Source organism: Paraburkholderia sp. MM5496-R1, assembly GCF_050436205.1.
GTDB lineage: Bacteria > Pseudomonadota > Gammaproteobacteria > Burkholderiales > Burkholderiaceae > Paraburkholderia > Paraburkholderia tuberum.
Map to the genome: position 1 here is coordinate 640,361 of NZ_JBNDLT010000003.1, position 12,284 is coordinate 652,644.

Consider the following 12,284-nt stretch of genomic DNA (forward strand, 5'->3'; position numbering starts at 1 on the left):
GATCAGTCGGAATGGGTGAAGGAGGTTCAGCGGTTCACGGTTTTAGCGGGCACCAGGAAGACAAGGCAGGCACCGAGCGTGATAGCGGTCGAGATGAAGATCAGCCCCGCTGTTGACTTACCTGTCAGGTCGTTCAGCCAGCCCACGATCGCTGGAGAAAAGAAGCCGGCGAGATTGGCGACGCAGTTCACGGCAGCTATTCCGGCTGCGGCAGACATGCCGCCTAGCAAGGCTGTCGGCAACGACCAGAACTGCGACGACGAGGCGAGGATGCCTGCTGCCGCGATACTCAAACAGACGATCGAGGCGGGGATGCTGCCGAGCGTGGGCAATACGGCGAAGCCCGCGGCGGCGACCAGCATGGGAATCGCCAGGTGCAGCCGGCGCTCGCGGCGACGGTCAGCGCTCATGCCGATCAAGGACAGCGCGATGATGGCGCACAGATACGGGATCGCAGTGAACAGTCCCACCCACAGCGGATCGGCAACGCCGGACTTGCGGATGATCGTCGGCAGCCAGAACGTCAGACCGTACTGCCCGAGCACGACGCAGAAGTAGATCGCGGCCATCAGCCACAAGCGACGGTCCCCGATGAACGATCTGACCGAGATGTGGGCGATCTTATGCGCGTTATCGCTCGCGACATTGCGTGCGAGCAGGGTCTTTTCCGATTCGGTGAGCCACTTTGCCTTGACAATGCTGTCATCGAGATACAGCAGGATCGCTATACCGAGCACGAGCGAAGGCAGCGCTTCGAGCAGGAACAGCCATTTCCAGCCGGCCATATCCAGCGTGCCATGCAGCGAGTGCAAAATCCAGCCCGAAAGCGGGCCGCCGATTATGCCGGCCAGCGGAATCGCCATAAAAAACAGCGAGAGCGCCTTCGCTCGGCGAGCAGCCGGAAACCAGTAGGTCAGATAGAGAATTACGCCAGGTGCGAAGCCCGCTTCAGCGACGCCCAGCAGAAATCGCAACGCGTAGAACGCCGTCGGTGATTTCACAAACACGAAGCTAGCGGAAATCACCGCCCACGTGAGCATGATTCGCGCGAGCCATTTGCGCGCGCCGACACGGTGAAGGACGAGGTTGCTCGGCACTTCGAACAGAAAATAGCCGAGAAAGAAGATGCCTGCGCCCATGCCGTAGACGGTCTCGCTAAAGCGCAGATCGTTGAGCATCTGCAGCTTCGCGAAGCCGACGTTGACCCGATCGAGATATGCGCCAAGGTAGCACAGCATGAGGAATGGGATGAGCCGGCGGCTTACTTTCGCGTAGGTCTTCGATTCGAAGCTGGGCGAGTCGGCAAGGGGCAACACGCCGCCTTCGATGGGCGAAGCGGTATTCTTGGATTTCATGGTTTGTCTCCATCCACTGGCCCCGGGTTCGCCCGGGTACCTGGAATTCAGCGCCCTCTCTCGGGCGCACGCTGTCAGTCAATGAATAAGCATGCCGCCGTTCACGTCGAGTGTGACGCCGGTGAGATACGTTGACAGATCGCTCACCAGAAAGAGGCACGCGTTTGCGACATCGGCAGCATCGCCAAGCCGGCCAAGCGGAATGCCTTTGATGATGTCCACGCGCATCTCCGCGGTGAGTTTGTCGCCGGTAATGTCGGTCTGGATCAGACCGGGCGTGATCGAGTTGATGCGAATGCTGTCGGGACCGAACTCTCGCGCCATCGCACGGGCGAGACCGAGTACGCCGGCCTTCGCGGCGCTGTAATGGGGGCCGCCGAAAATACCACCGCCTCGTTGCGCCGACACCGACGACATGCATACGATGCTGCCACCTTTCTGCTCTTTCATCGCCGGCAATACGGCTTGCGACATATAGAGCGTGCCGCGCAGATTGACGTCGACGATTGCGTCGAAGCCCTCGGCGGTGATGTCTAGTGTGCGCACCGGCTGCGTGATGCCGGCGTTATTGATGAGGCCGTCGATGCGGCCGTATCGTTCGAGCGTCGCCTTTGCGGCCTTCACGCAAGCGTCTTTGTCGGTGACGTCGCAGGCGAGCCCGAGATGGGCTTCGCCGAGATCGGCAGCGGCCTGTTTCGCGTCTTCTTCGCGCAAGTCGAGGATCACGATTCGCGCGCCTTGCTCGGCCAGTGCTTTGGCGGTGGCTTTGCCGATTCCGCGCGGTGAAGCCGCGCCCGTGACGATAACGACCTTGTTGTCGAGCAGCATGATTGTCTCCTGGGTGTTGATCTGATGACGCAGTGTCCGGCACGCGGTCACTCGCATCAACACCGTGGCGCTCAACTATGCTTGAGAAATTTTCAGGTAACCGGCTGCCAGCCCGCGAGGCATGCCGGGTCGCTGTGTCGACGCGCCGAAACAACCCGCATGCTCATGCACGTACCGGAATACCCTGATGCCGATTCGGCGCAGTCATTACGCCGTACGGTCCCTGTGACCGATTTCCCGCTCGATCCAGGCGATGAACCGCGCAACGCGTGGGAGCTCCGCGTTCTGGGGCGGATAGACCAGATGATGCGCGCCCACTTCGACAGAGTGCGAATCAGCGAATACCGGCACGAGCGCACCTTCCTTGATTCGTACCGACGCGAGCATCAGGCTTTCTAACGCAATGCCCAGGCCAAGTGCGGCCGTCTCGAGCGACATGTACGAGCGGTCAAACGAGAAATCGAAAGTCTTGTGCGCAGCGGACACGCCGGTGCGTCCGAACCACTGCTTCCACTGGACGAGCGGCGTCTCCGAATAGATCAGACGATGCTCCAGAAGGTCTTCCGGCGTTCTGACCGGATGGCTTTCCAGATATCTCGGCGAGGCGAGCGGCGCGATGAATTCATTGCGCAGTGTCCTGACCTCGAGATCGCGCCAGTTCGCATAGCCATGCCGCAAGTCGATGTCGTAGTAGCCACTGGTAAACGATACATCTTCATACGAGCAGGCCAGATTCAACTGGATATCGCCATTGGCTTCCTGAAACGACTCGAGCCTGGGCAACAGCCACATGAGCCCGAAGCTGGGGCTGGAATGCACACGCAGGATATCGACGTCGGCGCGGCTCGATGCGCGCTCGGTCGCGCGGCTCAGATCAGCAAGAGAGCCCGTCACGTCCGACAGATAGCGCTCGCCTGTCGGTGTCAGGACGAGACCCCGGCCCGACCGATAGAAAAGTGGTTGGCCGATGATCGATTCGAGGTTGCTGATCTGATGGCTCACCGCCGAAGCGGTCAGACCAAGTTCCTCGGATGCACGGCTGACACTCCTGGTTCGGGCCACGCTCTCGAAAGCGACGATAGCTTTCACGGGTGGGATGCGCATAGTGAAATTTATTTCAGTCGAAGTTGAATGAAACCGCCTTGTTAGCACGCCATCCGCACTGCCATTCTGTGGGCAAGCCGCTTAACCCGGGACCGTGAAGTTTCCTGATGCTGACAGCGTCAATGCCCGGGCAGCACCGCGGTAAACCATAGACATATATTGCGCAGCGCAACAGCTGCGCAGGAGACAGCGATGAATTATCCGTCCTTTCTGCTGACGGCGCGTTCGATCGTCAAAAGCTTCGGACCCACGAGCGTATTGAAGGGTTTTGATATTTCAATCGCCGCAGGCGAAGTGCACGCGTTTCTGGGCGGCAACGGCGCAGGCAAATCGACGCTCATCAAAATCATCTCTGGCCAGTTCGACCGCGACGGCGGCTCGCTCGAATTCGACGGACAGGACATCGGCACATCCGTGGGCGGCCATGTCGCCGCGGGCACCATTGCCGTGGTCAATCAGGAACTGGCGCTGCTGCCGCATCTATCCGTCGCCGAAAACATCGCCATGCCGCGCTTACAGCGCGGGTGCGCCCGCTACAGCGAACGGGCTTCGATGGCCATCGCCATCGAAGCGCTCTCACTGATCGATCCTCACTTGCTCAACCACACCGGCATGCGAGTCGACCGGATGCCGGAAGAAATCGAAGGCTGGAAGCAGGGCATGAAATCGCTCGCATCGGCTCCCAACGTTTTCTGCAAGATATCCGGACTGGGCATGGGAGACTGGAAATGGACGGTGGATAGCATCCGTCCGTTCGTGCTGCACGCGATTGAAGCGTTCGGGGCAAACCGCTGTATGTTCGCGAGCAATTTCCCGGTCGACAAACTGTTTAGCAGCTATGACGCCGTATTCAATGCATTCAAGGAAATTACGCAAGAATTTTCGTCCGACGAGCGGCGCGCGCTATTTCACGACAATGCGGAGCGGGTGTATAGGCTCTGAACTGAGCGTTTTTCCGGCTTGCTGCGAAAAGCAATCTGCCGAGGGGGCACTTCGGGACATGCCCGACTTGCCGATGTGCCGCAATTGGGCTCGTGAACTGCCGTTCGCAGGCGCCTCGCGACACTCTGTACAGGATCGCGAAAAACCGTGGGAACACTTCCCGGTCGCCGGTCAGCGGGAACATCCGCTCGCTGAAATAAACCTGTAACTCCCGGTGTGCGGGTGCAATATGTCAGCGAGCGTTGTCATACAAGGCACAGATGGTGCTATCCCGCAGCGGCGTGCTGACTCGAAAGGCCTGCCAGTATCTTGCCCGGCAAAATGGGCAGGTCGCGCACACGCAAGCCAATGGCGTCGTAGACGGCTGCGGCCACTGCGGCATCCACGCCGGTCGCGCCGAGTTCTCCGATGCCGCGGGTACCGATCGCACTTGCATGCGGATCATACTCATTGACGAAGTGGATCTTGATATCGAGCGGAATGTCCGCACACACCGGGACCGCCACGTTCGACAGATTCTTCGCGAGCCAGCCACCGGTATTGGGCTCCTGCACGCTTTCTTCCATCGTCGCCTTGCCCCAACCCCAGATGATCGCGCCCGTCATCTGGCTTCGCGCCGTTTTCGGATTGATAATCCGGCCCGCGGAATAGGCACCCACCGCCCGGCGCAAGCGCACGAGGCCAAGCTCGGGATCGACGCCTACTTCGACAAAGATCGCACCCCACGTCCGCATCGCGTATGGCGTACCGTCGCCGTCCGCGCTGAAGCTGGCGCCACCCGGAAGCGTGAACGCACCGTCCGCGACCATCTCCGGTAGATTAGCCCGCCGCAGGCTCGCGCGAACGTCTTTCCCGCCGAGCGCATCGAGCTTCGCGTTGATTTCCCGGCAAGCCAGTGCGATCGCGCTTCCCGTGCTGCCCGTGGCGCTCGATCCATAGACGGGACTCGCCGGGTGAAGGTTGGTATCGCCCCACACAATCGACACGTTCTCGATCGGCAAGCCCAGCTCTTCGGCCGCGATCTGGCAAAAGACCGTCTGCGTGCCGGTGCCGATATCGTGCGTGTTCGCCTCGATCAGCGCCGTGCCGTCGGACCTCAGGCGCACGCGCGCCCCGCCGGGAAAGCGGAAATTGCCCATTGAGCTCGTCGCCATCCCATGTCCGATGCGCCACGCTCCGTCTCGTCGTGGCGTCTCGCCGCGCGTGCGCCAGCCATAAAGCCGCGCGCCTTCCTCATACGCCTCGCGAAGCTTTTTTGACGACCAAGGCTTGTTCGTATGCGGATCGACCTCGGCGTAGTTCGCCAGTCGTAGATCGAGCGGGTCGATCTTCAGCGCCACGGCGAGTTCGTCCATCGCGCTTTCGAGCGCCCATAGCCCCGGACCTTCCACCGGCGCGCGCATTGGCGTGGGCAAGTTGATGTTGCGCCGCTCCAGCCACTGCCTGGTGCGAATGGCGGGCGACGCATAAAGCGTCTTGCTTGCTTCGCTTGCGGGCTCCAGATGCGTGTCCGCAATCGCGCTCGAATTGACGATTTCGTGATCGATGGCGCTGAGCCGGCCGTCCGCCGTTGCCGCAAGCTTGATGTCCTGTTTCACCCACGGCTGATAGCCGACGCAGACGAACTGATCGTGACGCCGCAGATGAAGCTTCACGGGCCGCCCCGCGACGCGTGCCGCGGCGGCGGCAAGAATCTGGTGCGGCCACACATATCCCTTCGAGCCGAACCCGCCGCCCGTGTGCGGTGCGATCACGTGAATGTCGTCCGGCCTCATGCCGAGTGCCGCGGCTACGACAAGCGGCACATTCTCGCTCGCCTGAACCGCATCCCACAGCGTGAGCTTGCCGTGCTCGAATCGCGCAACGGTGCCCGATGTCTCCATCGCATTGTGGTGACGCGCGGCTTGAATATACGTCGCCGCCACGCTTGCCTGTGCGGTTCCGAAAATCGCATCGACGTCGCCCATCTCCAGATCGTCGCCGAGCATGCGTGGCTCGGGCGGCGGCTCGCGCGGCGCGGCGCCGGGAAGGATGGGGGCGTCGCGCTCGCAACGGACAAGCACGGCATCGCGGCCGGCTTCCGCCGCCTCGATGGATTCCGCAAGCACGATTGCGACCGGCTCGCCTTCGTACCGAATCGCGTCGTTTTGCAACGGCAGTGCGAGCACCGCCGCTGGCGGCTGAACCGCACCGAATCGCGGCATATCGTGCGCGGTAAGCACCCGCACCACACCGGGTAAGGTAAGTGCCGCGGTGGCATCCACGTCGATCAGCCGGCCCGACGCGACGGGCGCGCCGACCAACGCTGCATGAAGCGTGCCGGGCGGCGTGTTGTCAGCCGCGAATTTCGCCTGTCCCGTGACCTTCGCCTGGCCTTCCACGCGGGAGACCGCCGTGCCGATGCTCATGATCGCCCTGCTGCCGTCAGTAACGCACGCACCGCGGCATTGCGCGCCATCGTCACCTTGTAGCCATTGTGAGCGAGCGGCCGGGCGTCGCTCATTGCCGCGTCGACAATCGGCGTGACCACTTCCTTGGTCGGCGCCTGCCCGGCCAGCGACGCCTCCGCGGCTGGAAGGCGCCACGGACGTTGCGCCACCGAGCCAAGTGCGATGCGCGCCGACACAATGCGATCCCGATCGAGCTCCACGGATGCGGCTGCCGAGACCAGCGCATATTCGTAGCTGGCGCGCTCGCGGACTTTTACGTAGGCCGATCGTGCGTCCGCGCGGATGGGTATGTGAAAGGAGACGATCACTTCGTCGGCAGCCAGTCTCGTCTCGAGCCGGGCGGCATCGCCGCCCATGCCGGCCGCTTCCTGCTGCGTCAGGTGGAACTCCGTCATCTTGATCATTCGACCGCCGTTCGGCCCGATGACCTCAGCTGTCGCATCCAGACAAGCCAGTGCCACAGCCGGATCGGACGGTTGAACCGCGACGCATGCATCGGTCCAGCCAAAAATTGCATGCCGTTCGTTGATGCCATTGCGCGCCGGGCAGCCCGACCCGGGATTGCGCTTGTTGCAGCCCCATGGCAACGGCGCTTCCGAACGAAAATAAGCGCATCGCGTCTTTTGCATCACATTGCCGCCGAGCGTCGCGCGGTTGCGCACCTGCGCCGAGGCGGCGAGCAGACAGGCTTGAGCCAGCGCGCTCGCGTGGGCGCCGACGAGCGCGTCTTCACCGATCACGTTCAGGTCCGTCAGCGCGCCGATCACCAGATCGTCACGCTCGCGCACAATACGAACGAGACCTGTGAGTCCACCGACATCGATGACGCGATCGGGCGCTGCGATGCCGAGCCGCATCCAGTTGAGCAGCTCCGTACCGCCCGCGATGATCGCCACGTTGCCCGCCGCCAACGACGCGACTACCTGTTGCGCGGTTGCGCCACGCGCGTATTCGAAGTTTTTCATCGTTTGTCCCCGGCCGCGCCGGCGGCATCGAGCACGGCCGCCGCGATCTGCGGATAGCAAGAGCAGCGGCACAGATTGCCGCTCATCCATTCGCGAACGCTCGCCTCATCGGTCGCGTGCCCTTCAGCGATGCAGGCGACCGCGGAGACGATTTGCCCGGGCGTGCAATAGCCGCACTGAAAGGCATCGTGCTCGATAAATGCCTGCTGTACCGGATGCAGCGTCCCGTCGGAGGCGGCCAGACCTTCGACAGTCGTGACCTCGCAGCCGTCACATTGCACGACGAGCGTCAGACAGCTGTTCATCCGCTTGCCGTCGACCAGCACGGTGCAGGTGCCGCATGCGCCTTCATTACAGCCCTTCTTGGCGCCGCTGAGACCCGAGTCTTCGCGCAACCAGTCCAGCAGCGTGACGCGCGGGTTCACCGTAGCGGCCCGCGGCTGGCCGTTCACACGCATCGTCACCGTGACGCTGCTTGACCAATGCAGCCCGGCGTCTCCATTTGGAGCTAATTGCTCCCCGAAAGTAGCGTCGTCCATTCCCAATTCCTTGCCGGTTTCAACAATCACTCTGCTTGTATATAGACCATATGGAGTTGATATCAAGGGACGATATCCCTCCTGCTTCCGCACCGTCTCCCAAAGAATCGATCCGGCTCGAACTGCAAGGGCGAGCTGCTCGCATGCACCCGCTCGACACTTGCAAGCCATAGCGTTATACATAAGTCCTTAGCCGAGCCCGTCGCGGAGCGCGCGTAGCGTGTCAGCGGCAGCGAGTACCTGATCGAGCCCTCGCCAGATGGTCTTGGCACCCGGTTCACCGTCGCTCTTTCGGCCGAGGAAACCACCGATTTGCGCAATCAGCCGCACGACCTCATTCACAGTGGGCGGCGGCGTCGGCATCTTCTTTTTGGCCAGCAGGTGGGCGCCACGAATTTCGTCCGGATCGAAGAACAAGGCGGCATCCAGATCCGGACAGGTCCGGCCTTTGCGCATCAGATACGTCACACGCCATGCCACTACCAGGAACAAGGCCAGCGCACGCTCGATCCGGTCGACAGCGGCCAATTGCAGGGTCTCGACTTCGCAGCCGTTCTTGAGCACATGGAAATAGAGGTGAGTAGGCCGCAGGAATCTCACCTCCAGCCTCTCGCAGAACGGTGCGTGAGCCTCTCGACTCACACCGCTCCCATCAAGCGAACGCACCTGTCATCCCCCGTTGCCAGTGTACGAACAGTCGCGGTTGCCGCTTCGCAATGCCTTCGACGAAGAGAGCTGCCCGCGTTCTGTGTCCTTTCAGACGCTTATACTTCCGCATTGCCCAAGCGATCAACGTCCTGTTGAAGTGTCTGAGCACCGGATACATCGCTGACGGACTGAATTTCCCGTAATAGCTCAACCAGCCTCGCAGGACTGGGTTGTGCATACGGGCGATGTCAGCCACGCTGAGATATGTCCGGGTTTGGAAGCGTGCCTCGCGAGTCGTCTGCCGCATGGACTTTAGGGCCGCCGCACTGACGGCTGGCGTGAAGTTCACAAATATGCTGTTGCGTTTGCGATTCCTCACGATTCGCCGTCGAAAGCAGTATCCGAGAAAGTCAAACTGCGTGTTCGGATACCGCCCTTTGCGACTGCCATCCTTGCAGTAGACGATTTTGGTCTTGTCCGGATGCATTTCCAGATGGCACTCCGCCAACCTTGCCTGAAGCGCCGCCTTGACGGCTTGCGCTTCCTGCTCAGTCCGGCAGTGAACCAGTCCATCATCCGCATACCGGCACCAGGGAAGATCAGGAAACGTCCGGCCCATCCAGACATCGATCGTGTAGTGCAGGAACAGATTTGATAGCACTGGGCTGACGACCCCGCCCTGCGGTGTCCCCCGGGTGCGTTCCACCCGGGTTCCGTCCGACAGTTGCAGCGGGGCCTTCAGCCACCGGTCGATGTACAGCATGGCCCAGTCGCTCTTCACATGCCTTCTAAGAGCGCGCTGTAACAGGTCATGGTCGATGTTGTCAAACAGGCCTTTGATATCAAACTCAAGAACCCAGTCATATTTCCAGCACCGCTCCCGGGTTACCCCGACAGCATCCAGCGCCGATTTCCCGGGCCGGTAGCCATATGAGTCCGGCAGGAAGATCGATTCGATCTCCGGTTCAATGACCTGCTTGACCACCATCTGTGCCACACGATCCGATACAGTTGGCACCCCTAGAATTCTCTCCCCGCCATTCTTTTTCGGAATGGCGACCGCTTTGACCGGATCGGGGAAGTAGCTACCCGAGGACATCCGATTCCAAACCTTGTACAGATTGCCTTTCAGGTCCGCCTCGAAGTCCGCGAGCGACTGTTGATCCACCCCAGCCGATCCCGCATTGGCTTTAACCGCCTTGAAAGCCTCGTACACCAGCCACTTGTCAATGACAAACGGTTTTGTCGTGCTCATGAGTTTCCTCCTGTTGCCAGTTGAACCCCAAGCACGACTGCCTGACCCAACCCCTTTGCTCCAGCCGCATTACCAGCCTTCATCGCTCGTACGGGTTGGTCCGTCCCAGTGCTCCGCATCGGTACTCTCGCCTCGTGGCTTCTACCACTTGAGCTTCTCCCTTCACATCGGAACGACTGGTTCCCGCAGTTCCACACAAGAGCCTGGATCAGCTTCACGCCCCCTCTACGCCGGCCGCCGCCTGCCCAGTAATCAGGTTTCCGGCAGGCTTGTCCCAGAAGATAGAAACGCCCCTGGTTTTGACGACAAGTCTCTGGATTACGACGCGTGATCGGAAGGTTCACTTTCGTTCGTCTCTCTGATCCATACCTGCCCGAGGTATATCCTCAGCGCTTTGACCCCAACGCTCACCACCACGGCTCTTTACCGCAGCAGCTTGGGGTGGTTTGAAGCCCGCGCCTGAACGCCGACTCCGAGGGGCCTGCCCTCATCTCTCATGCAGCTTGTACACAGTCCATCAGTTCATACCGAACCTCTTTCCTGTGTGCTGCGGCACACTTTCGATTTCCCATCGGGCCCGGTACCAATTGATCAGTTCGACCGCGTCTTCCTGGGTTGCGACGGCTCGGTTGGTCAGCAAACGCCACTCAATCGGCTTGATGCCAGCGGGCGCCCCCACTTCGCGTGCGATTACGCAGTGAACCTTGAGCTTGCCGCGTTCGCCGTCCACTATCTCGACTTCGCGAGCCCACAGTTGCTGGCGTACGGTGCGGCTCTTCTGAGTCTCGCGGGCGCCGGTCATGAAGGTGATTTCACCCAAGGGCTCAGCGCTGGTTGTACTCGCCCACAGCCTGGCGCCGTCACCGCCGGGCAGGCAGCGGTCATGTTGGGCGCGCACCAGCCAGTCCGCTGGCGTGCCCAGTTCGTGCGCCCGGCGCATCATTTCCACCATGTCCGCCTCGCGGTCGGCCACGTACACCAGTCGCGTGTGCGGCATGTCCGGCGCCATTTCCGCCACGCGCTCGTAGCCTTCGATCCAGCGCGTGCTTTCTTTCGGCCCAGGACGTACACCATCGGCGTCAAGCTCCTCGCGCGCCCACATCCATGCATCGAGCACGCCCAGCGGTTCGCGTTCGGTCGTCACCGCATAGGTCGGGTGCAAGTACAGCCCGCGCCTTGCTTCGTAGTTCAACGGCCCCAGACCGTCGATGTCCTGGCCGTTAAAATCAAGCTCGGTGGTGTCCTGGATGCACAGCACGACCGACTGGCTGCGCATGCGTTCCTGCGTGCTCGCCCAATGCGGCTCCAGGATGGCTTCCCAGGCCACATCCGTATTGCGCAAAAATCGGTACGCCGCGCACGTCTCGCTCCAGCTATCGCACGCCTGGGGGATACTGGCCGTCGGATTGGCCGCAAGTCGTTCCATCAATTTCTTTGCCCTCCTGTCCAGGCGGGCGTCGCCAAGGTCCAGCCCCGCAAATTCCTGCTCGATCCACTGCTGTGCCGCCTTCGTCACCGCGTCCGCCCAAATTACGAGAGTAGACGCGATCCGGCCAAAGTTTACAAGCACGGCTTTCAAGTCATTGAATGTAAACGGCTTGCTGGCGCGGGCGGCTGCCGCAGCGAGATGTGTATAACGCTATGACTTGCAAGCGGGCCAGGATTAAGTGAGCCGATTTCGACCTGATGCTGATTGAGGCCCCAGGTCCCAGGCCCCAGGCGCCAGCGAAATGCAGTCGATGTAGGTGATGGCGGTCCGCACGATCCAGATAAAAAGTGTCGGCGCAGGGTTCAGCGTCGCGCCCGACCCGTTGTTGAAGGCGACGGTGTTGCCGTTGCCGATCGAGAAGCTGTGCCAGTCGATCACGCCGCGGGACGAGGACTGGTCGATCGTTAGCGAAGTGGTGCCGCTCGTTATCGCGCCCTGGCCCCGGACGAAGGCGCCGCCCTGCGGCAGTGGTCCGGCCGCGTGGGCCATCGGCACGCACCACGCGGCGAGCGCGAGCGGCACCCATAGTGCAAGCGTCAGCGGGCGCAGAACACGGTTCCACGCGGAAGGCCGCGACCGAGGCGCGATGAGTGCCGCGCCGGCATAAGCCAGCGAAAAGGACAGCCCATTGCGCGGGGTTGGGGGCGACTGGATCGCCAGTCTGGATGAATGACGCGACATAATCCCTCCCGAAACGTGGTTCGTGGAA

Annotated in this window: 9 protein-coding genes and 2 pseudogenes; 1 reads left to right on the forward strand and 10 read right to left on the reverse strand. The window is 61.5% G+C overall.

What is annotated here, in order from left to right; genetic code table 11:
- Positions 1-26: 26 nt before the first annotated feature.
- The 3 genes from OKW38_RS29210 to OKW38_RS29220 form a co-directional block, all read right to left on the reverse strand.
- A complete protein-coding gene (locus tag OKW38_RS29210; RefSeq protein ID WP_429364373.1) occupies positions 27-1,355 on the reverse strand; it encodes an MFS transporter in 1,329 nt (442 codons plus the stop codon).
- A gap of 78 nt (positions 1,356-1,433) precedes the next feature.
- Positions 1,434-2,183, reverse strand: a complete 750-nt coding sequence (locus OKW38_RS29215) for an SDR family NAD(P)-dependent oxidoreductase (protein ID WP_090807424.1) — start codon at positions 2,181-2,183, stop codon at positions 1,434-1,436.
- A 207-nt stretch (positions 2,184-2,390) separates the two neighbouring features.
- On the reverse strand, positions 2,391-3,287 hold the full coding sequence (locus OKW38_RS29220; RefSeq protein WP_090807426.1) for a LysR substrate-binding domain-containing protein: 897 nt from the start codon (positions 3,285-3,287) through the stop codon (positions 2,391-2,393).
- 192 nt (positions 3,288-3,479) lie between these two features.
- Between OKW38_RS29220 and OKW38_RS29225 the strand changes: the two genes are divergently transcribed.
- A complete protein-coding gene (locus tag OKW38_RS29225) occupies positions 3,480-4,229 on the forward strand; it encodes an amidohydrolase family protein (RefSeq protein WP_429364375.1) in 750 nt (249 codons plus the stop codon).
- A gap of 266 nt (positions 4,230-4,495) precedes the next feature.
- Here OKW38_RS29225 and OKW38_RS29230 read toward each other — a convergent pair whose 3' ends face one another.
- The 7 genes and pseudogenes from OKW38_RS29230 to OKW38_RS29260 all read right to left on the reverse strand — a co-directional run bounded on the left by OKW38_RS29230 (position 4,496) and on the right by OKW38_RS29260 (position 12,256).
- Positions 4,496-6,637 carry a xanthine dehydrogenase family protein molybdopterin-binding subunit gene (locus OKW38_RS29230; protein ID WP_429364377.1) on the reverse strand — a complete coding sequence of 714 codons (2,142 nt, stop codon included), beginning with the start codon at positions 6,635-6,637 and terminating at the stop codon, positions 4,496-4,498.
- Positions 6,634-7,644, reverse strand: coding sequence for an FAD binding domain-containing protein (locus OKW38_RS29235; protein ID WP_090807430.1), 1,011 nt, complete (start codon positions 7,642-7,644; stop codon positions 6,634-6,636). Before OKW38_RS29235 ends, OKW38_RS29230 begins: the two co-directional genes overlap by 4 nt.
- Entirely contained in the window at positions 7,641-8,183 is a 543-nt protein-coding gene (locus tag OKW38_RS29240) for a (2Fe-2S)-binding protein (protein ID WP_429365547.1), read from the reverse strand. The genes OKW38_RS29235 and OKW38_RS29240 overlap by 4 nt, the downstream gene beginning before the upstream one ends.
- Positions 8,184-8,372: 189 nt before the next feature.
- Positions 8,373-8,756 (reverse strand): annotated as a pseudogene (locus tag OKW38_RS29245) (IS4 family transposase); the annotation flags it as partial.
- A gap of 79 nt (positions 8,757-8,835) precedes the next feature.
- Complete coding sequence (gene ltrA, locus OKW38_RS29250; protein WP_429359465.1) at positions 8,836-10,086, reverse strand: group II intron reverse transcriptase/maturase; 1,251 nt, start codon at positions 10,084-10,086, stop codon at positions 8,836-8,838.
- A gap of 556 nt (positions 10,087-10,642) precedes the next feature.
- Positions 10,643-11,602, reverse strand: a pseudogene (locus tag OKW38_RS29255) (IS4 family transposase); the annotation flags it as partial.
- A 147-nt stretch (positions 11,603-11,749) separates the two neighbouring features.
- The gene (locus tag OKW38_RS29260) at positions 11,750-12,256 is read right to left on the reverse strand and encodes a hypothetical protein (RefSeq protein ID WP_429364379.1); all 507 of its coding nucleotides are present in this window, start codon (positions 12,254-12,256) and stop codon (positions 11,750-11,752) included.
- Positions 12,257-12,284 lie beyond the last annotated feature (28 nt).

Bases quoted from the DNA above. Each gene is read 5' to 3' on its own strand.
- OKW38_RS29215 (WP_090807424.1), bottom strand. From the start codon at position 2,183: ATGCTGCTCGACAACAAGGTCGTTATCGTCACGGGCGCGGCTTCACCG.
- OKW38_RS29230 (WP_429364377.1), bottom strand. From the start codon at position 6,637: ATGAGCATCGGCACGGCGGTCTCCCGCGTGGAAGGCCAGGCGAAGGTC.
- OKW38_RS29235 (WP_090807430.1), bottom strand. From the start codon at position 7,644: ATGAAAAACTTCGAATACGCGCGTGGCGCAACCGCGCAACAGGTAGTC.
- ltrA (WP_429359465.1), bottom strand. From the start codon at position 10,086: ATGAGCACGACAAAACCGTTTGTCATTGACAAGTGGCTGGTGTACGAG.
- OKW38_RS29225 (WP_429364375.1), top strand. From the start codon at position 3,480: ATGAATTATCCGTCCTTTCTGCTGACGGCGCGTTCGATCGTCAAAAGC.
- OKW38_RS29220 (WP_090807426.1), bottom strand. From the start codon at position 3,287: ATGCGCATCCCACCCGTGAAAGCTATCGTCGCTTTCGAGAGCGTGGCC.
- OKW38_RS29240 (WP_429365547.1), bottom strand. From the start codon at position 8,183: ATGGACGACGCTACTTTCGGGGAGCAATTAGCTCCAAATGGAGACGCC.
- OKW38_RS29260 (WP_429364379.1), bottom strand. From the start codon at position 12,256: ATGTCGCGTCATTCATCCAGACTGGCGATCCAGTCGCCCCCAACCCCG.
- OKW38_RS29210 (WP_429364373.1), bottom strand. From the start codon at position 1,355: ATGAAATCCAAGAATACCGCTTCGCCCATCGAAGGCGGCGTGTTGCCC.